This window comes from Kitasatospora sp. NPDC048545, assembly GCF_040651155.1.
GTDB lineage: Bacteria > Actinomycetota > Actinomycetes > Streptomycetales > Streptomycetaceae > Kitasatospora.
Genome location: NZ_JBEZIQ010000012.1, coordinates 71,175 through 89,664, shown reverse-complemented (window position 1 = coordinate 89,664; position 18,490 = coordinate 71,175). Strand labels below are relative to the sequence as shown.

The 18,490-nt window shown below is 74.0% G+C and carries 21 protein-coding genes; 6 read left to right on the top strand and 15 right to left on the bottom strand.

The genetic code is table 11. The annotated features are described in order from the left end of the window. Positions 1-25: 25 nt before the first annotated feature. Positions 26-553: a DinB family protein gene (locus tag AB0D10_RS14320; protein ID WP_360255464.1), complete on the top strand. Its 528-nt coding sequence runs from the start codon at positions 26-28 to the stop codon at positions 551-553. On the opposite strand, the gene AB0D10_RS14315 is transcribed toward AB0D10_RS14320, so the two are convergent. Together AB0D10_RS14315 and AB0D10_RS14310 are read right to left on the bottom strand one after the other, a co-directional pair. Beyond that, positions 540-1,919, bottom strand: a complete 1,380-nt coding sequence (locus AB0D10_RS14315) for an MFS transporter (RefSeq protein WP_360255462.1) — start codon at positions 1,917-1,919, stop codon at positions 540-542. The genes AB0D10_RS14320 and AB0D10_RS14315 overlap by 14 nt on opposite strands. After that, positions 1,916-2,506: a TetR/AcrR family transcriptional regulator gene (locus AB0D10_RS14310; RefSeq protein ID WP_360255460.1), complete on the bottom strand. Its 591-nt coding sequence runs from the start codon at positions 2,504-2,506 to the stop codon at positions 1,916-1,918. The genes AB0D10_RS14315 and AB0D10_RS14310 overlap by 4 nt, the downstream gene beginning before the upstream one ends. A gap of 74 nt (positions 2,507-2,580) precedes the next feature. Here AB0D10_RS14310 and AB0D10_RS14305 point away from each other — a divergent pair, with 74 nt between their 5' ends. Further along, complete coding sequence (locus AB0D10_RS14305; RefSeq protein ID WP_360255457.1) at positions 2,581-2,739, top strand: hypothetical protein; 159 nt, start codon at positions 2,581-2,583, stop codon at positions 2,737-2,739. 85 nt (positions 2,740-2,824) lie between these two features. Here AB0D10_RS14305 and AB0D10_RS14300 read toward each other — a convergent pair whose 3' ends face one another. After that, the gene (locus AB0D10_RS14300; protein ID WP_360255455.1) at positions 2,825-3,004 is read right to left on the bottom strand and encodes an antitoxin; all 180 of its coding nucleotides are present in this window, start codon (positions 3,002-3,004) and stop codon (positions 2,825-2,827) included. Between the two features lie 151 nt (positions 3,005-3,155). On the opposite strand from AB0D10_RS14300, the gene AB0D10_RS14295 reads away from it, so the two are divergent. Further along, the gene (locus AB0D10_RS14295; RefSeq protein ID WP_360255453.1) at positions 3,156-4,820 is read left to right on the top strand and encodes a M28 family metallopeptidase; all 1,665 of its coding nucleotides are present in this window, start codon (positions 3,156-3,158) and stop codon (positions 4,818-4,820) included. A gap of 283 nt (positions 4,821-5,103) precedes the next feature. Next, entirely contained in the window at positions 5,104-6,510 is a 1,407-nt protein-coding gene (gene lpdA / locus AB0D10_RS14290) for a dihydrolipoyl dehydrogenase (protein WP_360255450.1), read from the top strand. Positions 6,511-6,646: 136 nt separating this feature from the next. Here lpdA and AB0D10_RS14285 read toward each other — a convergent pair whose 3' ends face one another. From AB0D10_RS14285 to AB0D10_RS14255, 7 genes are all read right to left on the bottom strand, one after another. Next, complete coding sequence (locus AB0D10_RS14285) at positions 6,647-7,489, bottom strand: sigma 54 modulation/S30EA ribosomal C-terminal domain-containing protein (protein ID WP_360255448.1); 843 nt, start codon at positions 7,487-7,489, stop codon at positions 6,647-6,649. 107 nt (positions 7,490-7,596) lie between these two features. Next, a complete protein-coding gene (locus AB0D10_RS14280) occupies positions 7,597-7,932 on the bottom strand; it encodes a GNAT family N-acetyltransferase (protein ID WP_360255446.1) in 336 nt (111 codons plus the stop codon). A 508-nt stretch (positions 7,933-8,440) separates the two neighbouring features. Beyond that, entirely contained in the window at positions 8,441-9,703 is a 1,263-nt protein-coding gene (locus tag AB0D10_RS14275; RefSeq protein ID WP_360255670.1) for an AI-2E family transporter, read from the bottom strand. Between the two features lie 332 nt (positions 9,704-10,035). Continuing rightward, positions 10,036-10,263 (bottom strand): hypothetical protein, encoded by a 228-nt coding sequence (locus AB0D10_RS14270; RefSeq protein WP_360255444.1) that lies wholly within the window; start codon positions 10,261-10,263, stop codon positions 10,036-10,038. Positions 10,264-10,559: 296 nt separating this feature from the next. Continuing rightward, the gene (locus tag AB0D10_RS14265; RefSeq protein WP_360255442.1) at positions 10,560-11,021 is read right to left on the bottom strand and encodes a hypothetical protein; all 462 of its coding nucleotides are present in this window, start codon (positions 11,019-11,021) and stop codon (positions 10,560-10,562) included. 182 nt (positions 11,022-11,203) lie between these two features. Further along, complete coding sequence (locus tag AB0D10_RS14260) at positions 11,204-13,042, bottom strand: alkaline phosphatase family protein (protein WP_360255440.1); 1,839 nt, start codon at positions 13,040-13,042, stop codon at positions 11,204-11,206. Positions 13,043-13,323: 281 nt separating this feature from the next. Further along, complete coding sequence (locus AB0D10_RS14255) at positions 13,324-13,989, bottom strand: TetR/AcrR family transcriptional regulator C-terminal domain-containing protein (protein ID WP_360255438.1); 666 nt, start codon at positions 13,987-13,989, stop codon at positions 13,324-13,326. A gap of 70 nt (positions 13,990-14,059) precedes the next feature. Here AB0D10_RS14255 and AB0D10_RS14250 point away from each other — a divergent pair, with 70 nt between their 5' ends. Further along, entirely contained in the window at positions 14,060-15,478 is a 1,419-nt protein-coding gene (locus tag AB0D10_RS14250) for an FAD-dependent monooxygenase (RefSeq protein ID WP_360255435.1), read from the top strand. A 30-nt stretch (positions 15,479-15,508) separates the two neighbouring features. Here the strand turns inward: AB0D10_RS14250 and AB0D10_RS14245 are convergent, their stop codons facing one another. The 5 genes from AB0D10_RS14245 to AB0D10_RS14225 form a co-directional block, all read right to left on the bottom strand. After that, complete coding sequence (locus AB0D10_RS14245; RefSeq protein WP_360255432.1) at positions 15,509-15,769, bottom strand: hydrogenase subunit MbhD domain-containing protein; 261 nt, start codon at positions 15,767-15,769, stop codon at positions 15,509-15,511. Continuing rightward, a complete protein-coding gene (locus tag AB0D10_RS14240; RefSeq protein WP_360255430.1) occupies positions 15,754-16,086 on the bottom strand; it encodes a hypothetical protein in 333 nt (110 codons plus the stop codon). The genes AB0D10_RS14245 and AB0D10_RS14240 overlap by 16 nt, the downstream gene beginning before the upstream one ends. Positions 16,087-16,336: 250 nt before the next feature. Next, positions 16,337-16,534 carry a hypothetical protein gene (locus AB0D10_RS14235; RefSeq protein ID WP_360255428.1) on the bottom strand — a complete coding sequence of 66 codons (198 nt, stop codon included), beginning with the start codon at positions 16,532-16,534 and terminating at the stop codon, positions 16,337-16,339. 79 nt (positions 16,535-16,613) lie between these two features. After that, positions 16,614-16,787, bottom strand: a complete 174-nt coding sequence (locus tag AB0D10_RS14230; RefSeq protein WP_360255426.1) for a CsbD family protein — start codon at positions 16,785-16,787, stop codon at positions 16,614-16,616. A gap of 86 nt (positions 16,788-16,873) precedes the next feature. Beyond that, complete coding sequence (locus AB0D10_RS14225) at positions 16,874-17,509, bottom strand: SRPBCC family protein (protein WP_360255423.1); 636 nt, start codon at positions 17,507-17,509, stop codon at positions 16,874-16,876. A 162-nt stretch (positions 17,510-17,671) separates the two neighbouring features. Between AB0D10_RS14225 and AB0D10_RS14220 the strand changes: the two genes are divergently transcribed. Further along, positions 17,672-18,361 carry a TetR/AcrR family transcriptional regulator gene (locus tag AB0D10_RS14220; protein ID WP_360255421.1) on the top strand — a complete coding sequence of 230 codons (690 nt, stop codon included), beginning with the start codon at positions 17,672-17,674 and terminating at the stop codon, positions 18,359-18,361. The last annotated feature ends 129 nt before the right edge of the window (positions 18,362-18,490 follow it).

The following is an 18,490-nucleotide window of genomic DNA, read 5'->3' as shown; positions in this document are numbered from 1 at the left end:
TGCCGGCTGTGCGAGGGTGGCGGGCATGGCATTCACCCCGGACGGGCGGCCGATTCCGCCTGCGCACGCCGACGAACGGACCATGCTGGAGAGCTGGTTGGAGTTCCAGCGGGCCACGCTCGCCACGAAGGTCGCCGGACTCGACGACCGTCAGGTCCGGCTGGTCGCCGTGCCACCGTCGACGATGACCCTGCTGGGTCTGGTGCAGCACCTCGCCGAGGTCGAACGCACCTGGTACCAGCGGGTGTTCGCCGGTCTGGAGGTGCCGCCGGTGTACGGCGCCGACAACCCCGACGGGTACGTTCTGGACCCGGGGCGGGGGGCCGCCGAGGCACTGGCGCGCTGGCGGGCGGAGATCGACCTCGGGCGCGAGCTGACCGCGTCGGCGTCCCTGGACGCCGCGGGCCCGCTCTCCGCCGGAGCCGCCGCGGCGCTCGGCTCGGAGACCGTCTCGCTGCGCTGGATCCTGGTCCACCTGGTCGAGGAGTACGCCCGCCACAACGGCCACGCCGACCTGCTCCGCGAGTGCGTCGACGGCGTCACGGGCGTGTGACGGACTCCGGTGCCCGTCCGGTGCCGTCCGGCAGCCGTGCGGCGAGCAGGGTCCCCGCCGCCGCCAGGGCGGCCATGGCCAGGGCGGACGGCGTCAGCGCGGCGCCGGGGTCGCCGCTGCCGGTGGTGGTCGTGGCCAGGGCGATTCCGAGGGCCGGGCCGACATTCAGCGCGGTCTGCTGCAACCCGCCCGCGACGCCGGCCTCGCCGGTGGACGCGCCCCGTACCACCAGCGCGGTGGCCGTCGCCATCACCGCGCCGAAGCCGGCCCCCAGCAGCAGGAAGCAGACGGTGATCCCGACGGTCCCCGAACCGGGGCCGAGCCGGGCGGTGAGCAATGCGCCCGACGTGACGAGGACCGTCCCCACCAGCACCACGGCGCGCTCGCCGTGACGCTTGGCCGGCCGGGCCGAGGTCGCCGCCGCGAGGATCATCGCCACCGCGAGCGGCGCCGCCCGCAGTGCGCTCTGCAGCGGGTCGAGCCCCAGCACGTCCTGCAGGTAGTACGTCGCCGGGAAGAGCACGCCTTGGAGCGCCGCCGAGGTCGCGAGCAGGACCCCGAGCGGCGGTGCGACCGCCGGCGAGCGGAGCAGGGCGGGTGGCAGCAGTGGACGGGCGGTGCGCCGCTCGTGCCGGGCAAGGGCGAGGCCGAGCACCCCGGCCACCGCCAGGCCGAGCGCGGTGCCGGCCGACCAGCCGGAGTCCGGCAGGGCGACCAGGGTCTGCACGAGGCAGGCCAGGGCCAGTGCGAGCAGGGCCGCACCCGGCAGGTCGAGTCCGCCGCCGGGTGTGGCCGCGGCCGGTCGTGCCGCGGACGGCACGGCGAGGACCGCGAGCAGTGCGGCGCCGGCGGGCAGGAGGCCGATCAGGAAGACCGACCGCCAGCCGAAGTGCGCGGTGAGCGCTCCGCCGACCAGGGGCCCGGCCGCCGCCGCGAGCCCGATCGCCGCGGTGCGCACCGCGATCGCACCGGCCAGCCGGTCGGCGGGCCAGGCGGTGCGCAGCATGCCGAGGGTGGCCGGCTGCAGCAGGGCGCCCGCCACGCCCTGGACCACCCGCAGTGCGACGACCCAGCCGATGCCGGGCGCGACGGCGATCGCGGCGGAGCTCGCGGCGAAGCCCGCCACGCCGAGGGCGAAGACGCGGCGGTGCCCGTAGCGGTCGCCGAGCCGGCCGGCGAAGACCAGCAGGGCGGCGACGGTGACGAGGTAGCCGGTGCCGGCCCACTGGGCGGCGGCGACGGAGGCGTGCAGGTCGCGCTGGAGGACGGGCCGGGCGACGGTCAGCACCGTGCCGTCGAGGGCGACCAGCACGGCGCCGGTGATGCTCGCGGCGAGGGTGAGCCGGCGGTGGAGCCGCGGTGTCACCGGGCGGCCGGGCCGAGGTGGGCGTCCAGCACGGCGCGCAGCAGCGGCTCGACGTCCTCGCTGCCGGTGATGAGCCGAAGGCTGCCCCAGGTGCGCAGCTGAGCCAGGCCGTGCAGGTTGGACCACAGGGCGGCGGTGGCGGTGGCCGGGTCGTCGCCGTCCGGGTGCACCTCGGAGACCAGGCCGACGAAGGTGAGGAACAGCGGCACGCTGGTGCGGCGCAGTTCCGCGCCGCTGCCCTCCAGCAGGTCGTGACGGAACATCAGCTCGAACATGCCGGGGTTGGCGGCGGCGAAGCCGAGGTAGGCGCGGGCGAGCGCGTCGAGGCGGCTGCGGGCGTCGCCGCCGGTGCCGGCGGCGAGGGCGTCGGCACCGGCGAGCGTGTCGGTGAGCCGGCCGAAGCCCTGCTGCGCGATGGCGGCGAGCAGTTCGCGGTGGGTGGGGAAGTAGCGGCGGGGCGCTCCGTGCGAGACCCCGGCGTGGCGGGCGATCTCGCGCAGTCCGAGTGCCTGGACGCCCCCGGTGGTCACCAGTTCGACGCCGGCGGCCACCAGCCGGGCGCGGAGGTCCCTGTCCTGATCAGTCATGGACACTGTCTACCAGGGTGGCGTAGACAGTGTCTACTCGCCGTCGGCCGGGTGCCGGGAGCAGAATCGGCGGCATGGACGAAGGCGGCGAGTCGGCCTGCCGGCTGGAGCGGGTGTGCCCGGAGTGCGGACGGCTGCGGGAGCGGCCCGGTCCGGAGCCGTGCGAGAACTGCGGTGCCACCGGCGACGACCCGCCCCGCGGTGCCGGACGGACGTACCCGGGCGACAGCTGAGCCCACCGACAGGGCGCGGAGAGCCGGACCCCGGCCCGGCCGCTCGGCCGGACCGGGGTGGCGCACGCCTGGACGGCGGGCGGCGCTACTGCGCCGGCGGCTCGTCCCGGAACTGGTTCTTCATCTGCTCCTGGGCGGTGTCCACCTGGCTGCCGTACGTGCCCTGGGTGTGCTCGTCGACGGTGTCACCAGCCTTGTCGACGGCCTTGTCGGCCTGCTCCTCGTGGCCCTTCAGCAGGCTCTTGAGCTTATCCATCATGGACATGTGGTCACACTCCTGGATGAGACGGCCCCACTCCTCCAATATCACCGCGCATCCCCCCGCGCGCATCCCGCGGGCCGCGCGGCGGGCTTGGCAAGGCGATTCCGGTCCTGTCAAATCGTGAGTTCACGGCCCGTCGGAAGGAGTCGCCCTGATGCTGCGCACCCGTCGCTCGACCTCCCCGCTCGACCGCTCCACCACGAACGACCGCGCCACCCGGCCGGACAGTGCCACCCCGTTACCGCGCTCACGCGGCGCCGCCGCCCGGCGCGGCGCGGGCGCCGCACTGACCGTCGCCACCCTGGTCACCCCGCTGCTGCTGGCCGGTGCCGGGAGCGCGGTGGCCGACCCCGACCCGGCGCGCAAGGGCGCCAAGCTGGCCGCGCGGCTGGTCGAGGCGAGCGACGCCGAGACCGCCCGCGACACCCTGGCCGCGCTGCAGCGGATCGCCGACCGCAACGACGGTACCCGGGTGGCGGGTTCGAAGGGCCACGAGCAGTCCGCGCAGTACGTCTACGACCGGGCGCGGCGCGCCGGACTCAAGGTGTCCAAGCAGGAGTTCGAGTACACCTTCTTCGAGGCCCGGACCCAGCGGCTCGACGTGCTGTCGCCGAAGGCCGAGTCCGTCCCCGTGATCGCGATGACGTACTCGGTGAGCGGTCCGGACGCGGGCCTGACCGCCGAGTTGGCCGTCGCGCCGGTCAGCGCCACCACCGGCTGCGCGGCCACCGACTACCCGACGGGCGGGTTCACCGGCAAGGTCGCCCTGATCCGGCGGGGCGGGTGCAGCTTCGCCCAGAAGCAGGCCGCAGCGGCGGCGGCGGGCGCGGCAGGCGCGCTCATCTACAACAACGCCGAGGGTGACCTCAACGGCACCCTCGGGGACCCGACCGCCGGAAAGGTCCCGACCGGCGGCATCACCAAGGCGGCCGGTGAGGCACTGGCCGCCGGGGCGGCCGCCGGGCCCGTCCGGGTGACCCTCGACCTCCGCACCTTCATGGAGCCGCGCAAGACCTGGAACGTCATCGCGGAGACCCGCGGCGGCGACCCGGCCAACACCGTGATGGTCGGGGCGCACCTCGACTCCGTCCCGGCCGGGCCCGGCATCAACGACAACGGCTCCGGCTCGGCGGGCATCCTGGAGGTCGCGGAGAACCTCAACGTCCACCCGGTGAAGAACAAGGTCAGATTCGCCTGGTGGTCCGCCGAGGAGTTCGGCCTCAAGGGCTCCGAGGCGTACGTGGCGTCACTCTCCGAGGCGGACCGGAAGAAGATCCGGCTCTACCTCAACTTCGACATGATCGCCTCCCCCAACTACGCGCAGTTCGTCTACAACGGCTCCGGCAGCGCCGGCGGCGGCGCGGGCCCCGAGGGCTCGGCGCAGATCGAACGCGACATCACCGGCTACCTGGACGGCCTCGGCCTGCCGCACGACCCGACCGCCTTCGACGGCCGCTCCGACTACGGTCCGTTCATCGACGCCGGCATCCCGGCCGGCGGCACCGACACCGGCGCCGAGAAGATCAAGTCCCCGGAGCAGGCGGAGCGTTACGGCGGCACGGCGGGCACCGCCTACGACACCTGCTACCACAAGGCCTGCGACAACCTCGGCAACATCGACATGGACGCCTTCGACGTCAACATCGACGTGATCGCCAACGCCGTGGGCACCTACGCCTGGGACCTCTCCTCCCTCCAGCGGCCCGTACCGGCGCCGGCCCCGACCGGGAAGTCGGCGGCCGTGGGCGCGGGCGGCCCCGGCACCAGCGGCACGAACGACGCCGGGGTGGGCGGCTGCGCCGACGACGTGGCGGCCTGATGCCCGGGTGGGCCCGCTGCCGTCCTCGGGCGGCGGGCCCACCCGCCCGCCGTACGCACCGCGAACGCCGCCTCCGATCGTGCCATCGCTCCCTCCCCTCCGTCATCGTCCCTGATGGGCGCCGGTGCGGTCACCGTAGCGGAGACCACTGACAATCCGGCCCCGGGCCTGTACGGTGCCGCGCGGAGCGCATCCGCCGAGACCCGGTGGGTGCGCCGAGCCCGGTCCTGCCACCATGGGACCGAGATCACGACACCGTGACACCCTCGGAGGAGTCAGCAACATGAGCACGCACTACGACGTCGTCGTCCTCGGCGCGGGCCCCGGCGGCTACACCGCCGCCGTCCGCTCGGCCCAGCTGGGCCTGAAGGTCGCGGTCATCGAGGCCAAGTACTGGGGCGGCGTCTGCCTCAACGTCGGCTGCATCCCCTCCAAGGCCCTGCTGCGCAACGCCGAGCTCGCCCACATCTTCACCAAGGAGGCCAAGACCTTCGGCATCAAGGTCGAGGGCCAGGTGACCTTCGACTTCGGCGAGGCGTTCCGCCGCAGCCGCTTGGTGGCCGACGGCCGGGTCAAGGGCGTCCACTACCTGATGAAGAAGAACGGCATCACCGAGTACGACGGCTGGGGCACCTTCGTCGACGACCACACCCTGCAGGTCGCGCTCAGCGGCGGCGGCTTCGACGTCGTCACCTTCGACCACTGCGTCATCGCCGCCGGGGCCACCACCCGCCTGCTGCCCGGCACCAGCCTGAGCGAGCGCGTCGTCACGTACGAGGAGCAGATCCTCACCGAGCAGCTGCCGGAGAGCATCATCATCGCCGGCGCCGGCGCGATCGGCGTCGAGTTCGCGTACGTGCTGCACAACTACGGCGTGAAGGTCACCATCGTCGAGTTCCTCGACCGCGTGGTGCCGCTGGAGGACGTCGAGGTCTCCACCGAACTCGCCAAGCAGTACCGCAAGCTGGGCATCGAGGTGCTGACCTCCACCCGGGTCGAGTCGATCGACGACAGCGACCCCGGCGCCAAGGTCCGCGTCACCGTCACCAAGGACGGCGAGCAGAAGGTGCTGGAGGCCGACAAGGTGCTCCAGGCGATCGGCTTCGCCCCGCGGGTCAACGGCTACGGCCTGGAGAACACCGGGGTCAAGCTCACCGACCGCAACGCCATCGCGGTGGACGGCCGCGGCCGCACCAGCGTCGAGCACATCTTCGCGATCGGTGACGTCACCGCCAAGCTGATGCTCGCGCACGCCGCCGAGGCCATGGCCGTGATCGCCGCCGAGACCATCGGCGGGGCGGAGACCATGGAGGTCGACTTCGCCATGATCCCGCGCGCCACCTACTGCCAGCCGCAGATCGCCTCCTTCGGCTACACCGAGGCGCAGGCCCGCGAGCTGGGGTACGACGTCAAGGTCGCCAAGTTCCCGTTCACCGCGAACGGCAAGGCGCACGGCCTCGGCCACCCGATCGGCTTCGTCAAGGTCATCAGCGACACCACGCACGGCGAGCTGCTCGGCGCCCACCTGATCGGCCCCGAGGTCACCGAGCTGCTGCCCGAGCTGACGCTGGCCCAGCAGTGGGACCTGACCGTCCACGAGGTCGCCCGCAACGTGCACGCCCACCCGACGCTGGGCGAGGCGGTCAAGGAGGCCATCCACGGTCTCGCCGGTCACATGATCAACATGTGACGCACCGTCCCCGACGTCCGGGCGCACCCGGCCGGACCCGGTCGGACGCCGCACCGCGCCCCGCCGAGCAGCCGCTCGGCGGGGCGCGTCGGGTACCCGGGCTCGGTGCCGTCCTGCGGTCAGGCTCGTCCCGCGGTCAGGCCCGTCCCGCGATCAGACCGAGCCGGCCGTCGAAGCGCCGGTAGAGCACGCGGCCGCGCCCGCTGACGGGGTCGGCGAAGAACAGGAACGGCAACTCGGCGTCCACCAGCCGGTCGACGGCCCGCGCCTCGCTCAGCCGGGGCGCGCCGTACGGACTGAGCGTGATCGGCGCGGTCCGGCGGCCGGGCGGTCCGGCGGCGACGGTGCGGGCCAGCCGGTAGCCGGTCGGCCCGACGCGGTAGACGACGGCGTCGGTCTCGGTCGCCGGATCGGTGAACAGGTGGATGTGGTAGTCCATCGCGTCCATGGTCCGGGCGGCCGCCTCCGGCGAACACCACACCAGCGCGGGCTCCTTGCGCCGGACGATCCGGGCGTCCCCGCCGCCCCCGCCGACCCCCCGGTCCGCGGCGGACGGGACGACGGGCGGCACGGCGGACGCGTCGACGGGCGGCACGGCGGGTGAGGCGATCCGGTGGGCGCCCGGCCACGGGCGCGGCGCCCAGGCCCCGGTGACGGACCCGATCCTGCCGCGCAGCGCGTCGGCGGCCCGGTCGAGGGATTCACCCAGCCCGGCGGCGACCTCCTGCACCCGGATCCGCCGACCGTCCACCTCGGCGTTCACCTGCGCCAGCACACCCCCGGCCACGGCCGCCAGCCTGACCCGCAGCGCCTCCACCAGCGTCCCCACACCGGGTGCCACCGCTGCGGCGGCGACCCGGGCCCGAGCCTCGGCCAGGACCTCGCCCGTCAGCCCCTCGAACGCCCCCACTGCGACCAACTCGCCCATCACCAGGCCCTTCCATCCCGTCCGGCGCACTCCGCCGACCAGGATCCCCATCCCCCCGTCGCCCCGGCCAGGGACCAACGACCCCACCCGCTGGGCCGACCGGGCCCACCAGGGAAGGGGAGAACGGGCCCGGGGCAGGGCTCCGCGGGGCGGGTCGCTCAGGCGAGCCGGGTGCGGAGCCAGCCCTTGACCTCGGGGGTGACCGGGTCGGTGATGTCGGTGAACTCCTCGTGCTTGGTGAGGAACTTGGCGACGTACGGGCAGATCGGCACGATCCGCTTGCCGGCCGCGCGCACGTCGGTCAGCGCGTCCTGGACGAGACGGCCGGCGAGGCCCTGCCCGGCGAAGGCGTCGTCGATCTCGGTGTGGAAGAAGACGCGCTGGTCCTCGTGGTCCCGGTACTCGGTGAAGCCGGCGAGCGTGCCGTCCACGAGGATCTCGTACCGGTGCCGCTCGTCCGCGCGCTCGACGACGGTGCTGGTGGGAGTGGTCACGGTGGGGCCCTTCGGTCGTGCGGAGTGTCGCTGGAGTCGATCATGGGCATCCTGCCAGGCCGCCCCCCGGACGGGCCATCCCCGTCCTCGGGAGCCGGGCCGTCCCCGCTGCTCCGGAGCCGGTGCTCCGCGCCTGGTGCTCCCACGCCGAGTGGCCCCGCGCCCGGGCGTCCTCGTGCTGCCCCGCGTGGCGCCGGAGGTGGCGGAGGTGGCGTTGGTGGCGGCGGTGGCAGGCCCGGGGCGCTCGCGCGGGGAGCTGCGGATCCTGGCGGAGATCGAGGACGATCTGCGTGCGGACAGACACGCCGGACCGTGCCCCGAGCACCACGCACGCGGTGCCGGGTGCCGGGTGCCGGGCGGCGTGCTCGGAACGGTCGTGCGCGTGCCGGCCGCCGTGCTGTCGGTGTTGCGGTCCCTTTCGCGGTCCCCGTCGCCGTCCCCGTCCCCGTCGCCGTCTCCGTCATCGGGTCTGCCGCCGGGTCTGCCGCCGGTCAGTGCCACCGCGCACTCAGCGGCCGCGCCGGTCGTCTTCGGCGGGATCCGGGCGCCGGCGCTCGTCCGCGCGGCTGTGCGGACGAGCGCCCGGCACCGAGGGATCGTCCCGTGAGCGCCCGGGCGGGCCGCGGTGGGCCCGCAGGTCGCGGAGTTCGCCGATCACGGCCCAGGCGACCGACACCACCGGCACCGCCACCACCGCTCCCAGGACGCCGGCCAGGACGGCGCCGCCGGTCACCGACAGGGCGATGACCACCGGGTGGATCCGGACGGACCAGCCGAGCACCAGTGGGTGCAGCAGGTGTCCCTCGATCTGGCCGATGACCACGATCAGGGCGAGCACCAGCAGCGCCACCACCGGCCCGCGCGCGGCCAGGGCGACCACGGAGGCGACGGCCAGGGCGATCGGCGAGCCGATCAGCGGGATGAGCGCCGCCACGAACTCCAGCACCGTCAGCGGCAGGACCAGCGGCACCCCCAGGATCGCCAGGGCGACGCCGACCAGCACGGCGTTGGTCGCCGCCACGATCAGCACGCCGCGGGTGTAGCCCGCGAAGGTGCGCCAGGCCGCGCGCCCGGCCCGGTCCCAGACGGTACGGCGGCGGGGCGGCAGCTGCCCCTGCGCCCAGGACCACATCCGGTCGCCGGAGTGCAGGAAGAACACCGAGCAGAACACCGCGAGCGCCAGCCCGGTGACCAGTTCGACGGCCCGGCCGGCGCCGCTGAGGGCGGTGCTGACCAGCGTCGAGCGGTGGGCGGAGATGAAGTCACCGATCTTCGCCCGCAGGTCGGTGACGGTCCCGGGCCGCAGGTGGAAGGGGGCGCCGGTCAGCGAGCGGTCGATCCGGCCGAGCCCACCGCGCACCTCGTTGCCCAGCCGGTTCCACTCGTCGGCGACGGTCGTCCCGACCAGCGCCAGGACCCCGCCGATCACCGCGAGGGCGCAGAGGAAGGCGATCAGGACGGCGAGCGAGCGGGGCATCGCCCTGGCCAGCAGGTCGACCAGCGGGCGCAGCACCGAGGTGATGACGAGCGCGATGAACACCGCGATGACCGGCAGTTCGAGCCGGCCGAGGACGTCGACGACCAGGTAGGCGCCGACGCCGAGCAGCCCCAGCCGCCAGGTGTACCCGGCGGCCGTCCGCAGTCCTACGGGGACGTGTTCCACGGGCCCGGCCCGGTCCGCGGGCGCCACCGGGGCCCGGCGGCGCGGTGCCACCCGGGGGCGTCTGCTGCCGAGCGGTACGGCCCGCCGGTTCGGCCCGGGGCCGTTCATCCGCACGGGTGGCCTCCCTTAGGTCCTGTCCGGCTCCTGGGTCCAGTCCGGCGGGGGCGCGGCCCGCCCCGCGACGTCACGGGTGTGCGGACGGCATCGGCGGGGACGGATCATCGAAGCCTCCCGGGTGGAATTCCTGCTCCCAGCGTCTCTCCGGCGGGGACTCTTCGTACACCCGCACCTGAATGCCCGCCGTGCGCACGTCACCGCGGCGGGTCGCGGGCGGGCGGGCGGGTCGCGGGCCGTGCGGTCGGATCCGGTGCCGGCGACCGGCAGCCGGCACCCGTGCCTCACGGCCGTGCCGCTCCCGTGACCGCCGGCGGAGCGGACGGTTACCGGGCGCTGGCCGCCAGGGCCTCGCGCACGGTGAGCAGGCAGGGATCGCAGTACCGGTCCGGTGCGGCCTCGACGGCGGTGTTGTCCCCCGCCGGGACGACCCGCTGGGACGGCTCCAGGAACCGCCCGCACAGCGACGACGTCGCGTCGTCCTTCGCCACCACGTGCCACACCACGGCGGGCGGGGACACCGCCGGGTCGTGCTCGGCCCACATCTCGTACACGGCGCTACCTCCGGATCGCTGGGGCTCGGTCAGTCCATGCAACCCCGGGGTCCGCCGAACGGCCACCGGGCCGGACCCGGTGGGATGGTTGTCGGCCCGGTGGGGCCGGAGGCCGCTCCGGGGTGCGTGGATCCGCCGGCCCCGGGGACGCGCGCCGAGTGGCGTCGGGCCCCGCGCCGGATGCCCGGTCTGCGCCGCACGGCCATGGCGGCCCCCGGACGGAGTAGCCGGTCTGCTGCCGTCCGTGCGCCTGCCCCCGCTCGGTGGTGGCGACACGACTGCCCGGCCGGCCCCGCTCACCCGGGCGCGCCGAGCCGTAGCCGCACGGCCAGGTGGGGCCCCTGCGCCTCGCGCTCCTGCTCGACCGACCCGCAGAGGGCGGTGAGCACCGTCAGCACCCGTTCGACGTCCTCGTGGCCGCCGAGCAGGTCCGCGTCGATCCTGCCCGCCAGGGTGATCGCCTGCGCCGGTGTGGCCCGGTCCCGCCCGCTGCGCGCGTCGAAGGCCTGGGAGAACAGGTGCACGCCGGCTGGTGCCGCGCGGGGCGGGGCACCAGCCGGCCGCGGGCCGGCCACCACCCGGGTGCCCTCCGAGGTCATGGCCGGCGGGTCTTCCCACACGTTGCCGACCTGGGTGCGTCCGCGTCCGGTGTGGTTGGGGAAGACGGTCTCCAGTGCGTCCAACACCGTGTGCGCCGCCTCCGGCGGGCCGTCGCCGAGGCGGACGAGCACGTGTCCGGCCGCCAGGGGCAGGCCCATGACCCCGTCTCCTTCCGGTGGGATTCGCTCCCTTCCGTTCTACGGCCGCAGACACGGCCTGCGCACCCCGGGCGGACGGCGGCGGCACCGTCCCGACCGCCCCGGAACGCGGACACCGCCGGGCCCTCGACGAGGACCCGGCGGTGTCGGTATGCCGGCGCGTGCGCGCTGCGGACGGAGCGTCAGGCGCGGCGGCCGCGCCGCCGCCGGGTGACGAACACCGCGCCGCCGCCGAGCGCCAGCAGCGCCACGGCCGTGATCGCGATCGGCACGGTGTTCGAGTCCGCGCCGGTGGTGGCCAGCGCCGGACCGGAGGCGCTGCCGGTGGGCGCCGCGACGGCGGTGCCGCTGCCGGTGCCGTCCGTCGGGCCTGCCGGAGCGGAGGCGGAGGCCGTGGCCGAGCTGCCGCCGGTGGGCTGACCGGTCGGCGTGGCCCCGCCGGCGGGCTGGCCGGTGGCCGGGTCGAGCAGGAGGGTGGCGGCCTGCGGGGACTTGAAGTCGAACATGCCCTCGATGGAGGCGGCGTGCTCGTCGAAGGAGGCGTCGCCGATTCGGCCGGTCTTCCAGTTGTCCTCGACGAAGCGCAGGACGGAGGTCTGGTCGGTCAGCGTGTGGTCCACGAAGTTGGCCTTGGCGTACGGGGACGCGACCATCAGCGGCAGGCGCGGGCCGTAGCCGCAGCGGTCGGCGTAGCCGCCCGCGCCGCCGTCCTTGCCGCACTGGCCGGGGCCGTTGAGGCTGTCGTTGGCGGCGTCCCGCGAGCCGTTGACCGGCTCGGCGAACTTGTGGTCGTACCAGCCGTCCGAGTCGTCGTACGCGATGACGACGGCGGTGGAGGCCCAGTCCTTGGACTTCTGGAGCTTGTTCAGGGTATCCACGACGAAGTGCTGCTCGTCCAGCGGGTCGGAGTAACCCGCGTGCCCGTCCTGGTAGTTGGCTGCCTTCAGGTAGCTGACGGCGGGCAGGTTGCCGTGCTGCAGGGCGGCGTCGAAGTCGGTCAGGTCGTACTGGTGGTTGGCCTGGCCGTTGTGCCCGACCTCGTCCACGTCCTTGGGCGCCAGGTGCTTCGGGTTCGCGGTGGACTTGTAGTACTGGAACGGCTCGTGGTGCGGGTTGTAGTCGGTCTGCGACGCACCCACGATGTTGTCGTGGGCGGCCCCGCAGACGGCCTTGCCGTCCTTCTCGCCGGTCGGCTTGAACCCGCCCTGGAACCAGCCCCAGCTGACACCCTTGTCGTTCAGCAGGTCGCCGACGTTCTTGCCGGTCATCACCAGCTGGTTGTGCTGGGGGCTGGAGCAGTCGTCGTAGCCCGGGTCCGGGTCGTTGATGACGGTGCCGACGCCGTTGGCGTCCGGGGAGGAGACCACGTAGGCGTCGGTGGTCTTCTGGCCGGTCTTCGGGTCGACCGGGTAGCCGCCGTGGGTCTGACCGGTGACCAGGTTGAGCGCGCCGGGGGTGGACGGGCCGTAGGTGGTGCCGAAGAAGCTGTCGCTCATCGCGAAGCGCTGGGCGTAGTTCCACAGGGCGGTGACGGTGTTGCCGTCGTAGTAGTCCATCACCAGGCCGGGCTGGGTGAACATCGGCGCCTTGCAGCTCTCGACGTCGGTGTGCTCGACGAACTTGTCCATCTTGCCGCCGTCGAAGGCGAGTTGCTCGTCCTTGTAGGTGTGGTCCTGGTCGCAGGTGACGGCCTGGGACGGACTCAGCCGCTTCGGGTTGGTCCCGTTCGGGTTGTGGTGGAGCAGGTCGTCGGAGAGGCCGTCGACCTTCGGGGTGCCGGGCTTGGCGGTGAACTTCACCTTGTCGTCGGCGGTGTTGGCCGCGTTCGGGTAGGTGCCGAAGTAGTGATCGAAGGAGACGTTCTCCTGGAATATCACCACCAGGTGCTTGATCGGCGTGGCCGTCTGGGGGCCGTCGGCCGCGAAGGCCGCGGGCGCGCCGCCGAGGGCCGCCAGGGAGACCGCGCCGAGCAGGCCGGCTCCGGAGCGGAGCCACCGTGTGCGGGTGGGGACTGCGTACATGGTTGGTACCTCGAACGTCAGGTCATTTTTTTCGGAGTCGGGCCCCGCCGGTGGATCTTGGGCGGCGGGGCGCCACGAAGGTAGACGGGCGAGGTGAACGCAGTTTACATGTACACGTGAACGCCGAACCAACGGGGGTGGTACGAGGGGGAGCGTTCCGGCTTCGAAAAGGTTCGGATGCGTCGGAAGCTTGACGGCGTGTCGGATGTGTGACGGCCCGTCGGGTGACCGGTGACCGGTGACCGGTGGCTCGCGGCCGACGGGCCGCCGGTCTGCGGCCGTCAGCCGGTCATGGTCGCCTCGACCCCGGCCAGGACCAGCGCCAAGCCCGCCTCGAAGCCCTCGTCGAAGTCCCGGAACATCACCCGGCCCGCCTCGGCGGCCAGCGGGTGGGCGGCCAGGCGCTCGGCGCGGGCCTCGACGTCGTAGCCCTCGTCCCCGTCGAAGGGGTTGGGGCCCATGGCCTGCTCCTCGATGACGTAGCCGATGGTGTAGCTGTACGCGGTGTACCAGGCCCGGGTGGCGGTCGCCATGGTGAAGCCGGCGTCGATGAGCAGGTGCAGCGAGGCGTCGAGGCCGGCCGCGTACGAGGTGTCGGTGAACCGGGCGCCGCTGTAGACCTTCGCGCCGTCGCGGTGGCGCAGGAGTTCGGCGCGCAGGGCCCGCATCGTGGTGAGGTACACCGCCCGCCAGTCGGCCGGTGCCTCCGCCGGGCCGCCGCCCGCCCCGGCCGCGCGGGCCGTCATCCGGCGCATGATCTCGGTCGCCATCTCGTCCAGCAGCGCCTGCTTGTCCTTGAAGTGCCAGTACAGCGCGGGTGCCTTGACGTCGAGCGAGGCGGCGATGGCGCGCAGGGTGAGGCCGTCGAGGCCGACCTCGTCGAGCAGTCTCAGTGCGGCGTCGACGACCTGGGCGCGATCGAGCTTGGGGGTTCTCTGCGGGGTCACGCTTGACAGTTTAACGCCGTTAAGTGCACGCTTCCGGCATCGGCTGCTTAACAACGTTAAGGGGGTTGCCGTGACCGCTCGCGGCACGCACACGGACGTCCTGATCATCGGCGCCGGGCCCACCGGCCTCGCCCTCGCGCTCGACCTCGCCCGGCACGGCGTCGCCGCGCTGGTGGTCGAGCGCGGCGCGGAGCTCTTCCCCGGCTCGCGCGGCAAGGGCCTGCAGCCGCGCACCCTGGAGGTCCTGCACGACTACGGCGTGCTCGACCGGGTCCGCGAGGTGGCCGGCCACTACCCGCCCAACCTCTTCTGGAAGGACGGCGAACCGCAGGACGAGCGCCGCATGTACGAACCGGCCGAACCCTCCGAGGCCGAGCCGTACACCGAGACGCTGATGCTGCCCCAGTGGCTCACCCAGCGGATCCTGCACGGGCGGCTGCGCGAGCTGGGCGGAGAGGTCGCGTTCGGCCGCGAACTGGCCGGCCTCGGCCAGGACGAGGACGGCGTGACCGCCGAGTTCACCACCGGCGCCCCGGTCCGGGCCCGCTACCTCGTCGCGGCCGACGGCGGACGCTCGACCGTCCGGCGACTGCTCGGCATCGGGATGGCCGGGGAGACCGTCGACCCCGCGCCGATGCTCATCGCCGACGTCCGGGTCACCGGACTGGGCCGCGACCACTGGCACGTGTTCCCCTCCGACGAGGGACTGCTGGCGATCTGCCCGCTGGGCGGCACCGAGGACTTCCAGCTCGTCGCCGGGTTCCCCGAAGGGACGGCCGTCGACCTCACCCTCGACGGCCTGCGCGCGGCGGTCGCCGCCCGCTCCCACCTGACCGCCGAGCAGGTGACCGAGCTGCGCTGGATCTCCGAGTTCCGCCCGCGCGCCGCACTGGCGGACCGCTTCCGCGCGGGCCGGGTGTTCCTCGCCGGCGACGCCGCGCACGTCCACTCGCCGGCCGGTGCACAGGGCCTCAACACCAGCGTCCAGGACGCGTACAACCTGGCCTGGAAGCTGGCCGCCGTGCTGGCCGGCCGGGCGGACGCCGCGCTGCTCGACACCTACGAGGAGGAGCGCCGCGCCAACGCGGCGGAGATGCTCGCCCTGTCGACCCGGGTCCACCGCGGCGAGGAACGCCGCGGCCGCGCCACCCGGCAACTCGGCCTCGGCTACCGGGAGTCCTCGCTCGCTGTGGACACCCGCCCGGACCTCCCGGAGGACGCGCTGCGCGCCGGCGACCGCGCCCCCGACGGACAGCGCGGCGGCACCCGCCTGTTCGACGCCTTCCGCGGTCCGCACTGGACCCTGCTGACCGTCGGCACCGACGACCCGCTGCCCGCCCTCACCGCCCCCGTGGTCCGCATCCCGGCCTACGGGGCGTACGGCACCGGCGTGTTCCTCGTCCGCCCGGACGGCTACCTCGGCTGGGCCGGCCGGACGGCCGACGGCCTCACGGACTATGCGGACCGCCACGGGCTCCTCGACGGCTGACCGGGCCGGACCGGTGCGGCCGCCCGGCATTCACTCGGGACGGTCGTCGGAGCGCTCGTCGCGACGCCCCCGGCGTACCGCCAGCAGCAGGAGCAGCGTGGTGATCGCGCCGCCGATGCCCAGCCGGGAGAGCTCGACGCCGGGCGCCTGGAGGACGGTGAGGAGGGCGGCGAGGCAAAGCCCCAGCAGCGCGAGGACGGCGGCCTGTCGCATCAGGTCGCGGGTGAGCGCCGCAGTGGTGGCGGCGAACCCGGTCAGCAGCAGGGTGATCACGATCAGCGCGTCGGCCACCGGTCGGCCCCCCGGGCGGTCTCGACGCGTGCGGTCGCCCGGGCGGCGGCCGTCGCGCCGTCGGTGCGCTCCGTCAACGCCGGCTCCAGCGGCGTGATCTGACGGACGAGGGCAAGCCGGCCGACCCGTCGGCCGTCGGGGGAGGCCGCGAGCGGCGGCCGGCCGGGGGTGAGTCGCAGCACCGCCGCGCCGACCGCCCCGAGCAGGGCGATGCCGCCGCCCACCGCCGCCTCCAACGGCGGCACCGAGCTGATCAGCACGAGGTTGAGCAGCAGCAACGCCCCCCACCAGAGCAGGAGTTCGGCTGCGGTCCGCATCTCGTCCCTCCCGTCCCGGTCGTCGGTGCAGTGCCGCGGGTGCGGCGAGCGGCCCCAGGTGTACCGCCCGGTGGGCGACCGCGTCCCGCGCGCAACGCCGCCGCGCGCGGGATCGCCGTGCCGGACCACTCGTTCGCCGGAGCGCGCGGCGGAATCGTCCGATCAGCCGATTCCTCGGATCATCGGACGTTCGGCCCGGACCGGCGTGCGCGGGACGAACCACCCGGGGCGGAGCACCTGTCGCGCCGGCTCAGTCCGGCGGCTCGTGCGGCTCCGGCTCACAGGCCGGTTCGTGAGCCGGTTCGGTGGTCCGGTACTCGGGCCCGTCCTCCGGCCCCTTCCGGTCCTCGTGCCCGGGTGGCGGCGAGCCCTCGCCGGCCATCCGGGACTCGGGGGTCTCGACGGGGACCGGAAGGTCCTTGGGTACGGGCTGGTCCTGGTCGGTCATGGGATTCGCCTCCTCGGCCGAGTGTGCGGGGGGAGTGCGTCGCCCGGGGGCCGTCCGGGTGCGGCCCCCGGGCAACGGGTCAGTGCTTCCCCGCGTCCTTGATCTTCTCTCCGGCCTGCTTCAGGTCGCTCTTCACCTGATCGGCCTTGCCCTTGGCTTCGATCGTGCGGTCGCCGGTGGCTTTCCCGGCGGCTTCCTTGATCTTGCCGCCGGCCTTCTCCGCCATGTTGCGCATCTTGTCGTCGGTCCCCATGGCAGGTGCTCCTCTCGTCGACGGGGCGAGGTCCGCCCCGGGCCGCGTCTGCCCGGACGGCCGGGTTCCATGCGCGGGTCCGCGGTTCAGTTCCGCTGCTGCCGGGCGCGGGCCTCGGCGATGGTCTTCAGGTCGTGCAGCCAGCCGTCGAGGCCCTGGCGCAGGATGGCGGTGGCGGCGGGCACGTTCGCGTCGACCTGGGGGCCGGTGTGGGTCTCCTCGGTGCGCACCAGGACGCCGCCGTCGACGGCGGTGAAGTTCCACACGTGGACGCCGTCGATGTGCAGGCCTTCGGCGTCGGCGGGGCCGGTCCAGCGGACGCAGGAGCCGGGCCGCATCTGCCGGACGGTCGAGGTGATGTCCAGCTCGGTGGCCGTGGTCGCGGGGTTCGGGGGCAGCGGGGTGGTCCAGTGGAACACCGAACCCCGGTGCAGCGGGCCGTGGTCGAGGCGCTCCGCGCTCCGGACGGGGGCCTGCCAGACGGGCCAGCGCGCGATGTCGGTCTGCAGCTTCCAGACGGTGCGCAGCGGCGCGTGGATCAGCGCCTCGGTCCGGTACCGCACCTTGGCGCCGGGGTCGACGCCGGCCCCCCGGCAGGTGAGGGAGGTGTCGTGGCGCGAGGTGGCGGCCCCGGCCGGAGCGGCGGCGGCGCCGAGCAGGCCGAGGACGAGCGGGACGGTGACGAGGGCGGCGCGGACGCCGGTGCTGCGGGTGCCGGACATGGAACTCCCCTTCGCTGACGGGCGGTTCGAGGTGGAGCTAGATGCTCGTGCTTTCGTGAGAAGTTGTAACTCGGTGACGCTGCCGGGGTCAATAGCTTTCGTGATAACCTCTAACGAAAGCGTGAGCATCTAGGCGCGCATGGCGCGGAGGGCGGGCCGGGCATGGCGAAGACGGGCACGGACACGCCGCGCGAGCGCTACCGCGCCCAGCTGCGCGAAGAGGTCAAGCGGCACGCCCGGGACCAGATCGCCACGGCGGGCGCCTCCGCGCTCTCGCTCAACGCGATCGCCAAGCAGATGGGCCTGAGCGGCCCCGCGCTCTACCGCTACTTCGCCGGCCGCGACGAACTGATCACCGAACTCGTCCGGGACGCGTACCGGAGCCTCGCCGACACCCTCGGCACGGCCGCTGCCGACGGCGCCGGCCTCGCCGGACTCGCGCGCACCCTGCGCGGCTGGGCCCTGGCGGACCCCCAGCGGTACTTCCTGCTCTACGGCACCCCCGTCCCCGGCTACCACGCGCCGCAGGACACCACCGCCATCTCCGACGCGATCATGCGCACGCTGCTTGACGCCTGCACGGCGGCGACCCCCGGGGCGCCCGAGGCCCCCGAGGTGCCCGAGGTGCCCGAAACCGCGGGGACGGTGCTCGCCGCCCACCTGGCGGCGCACCGGGACTGGGTCTGCGACCACCCCGCCCCCACCGGTGCGATCCACCGCTTCCTGGCCTTCTGGACCCGCCTGCACGGCGTGCTCTCCCTGGAACTCGCCGGGCACTTCGGCGGCATGGGCTTCGACCCCGACCTGCTCTTCGAGGCCGAGCTGGAGGGCCTGCTGGCCCCCCGGTTCTGATCGACCCCCGGTGGGGGCAGGCTCGCCCGTCAGACCCGTCAGACCCGTCAGACCCGTCAGACCCGTCAGACCCGTCAGACCCGTCAGACCCGTCAGACCCGTCAGACCCGTCAGACCCGTCAGACCCGT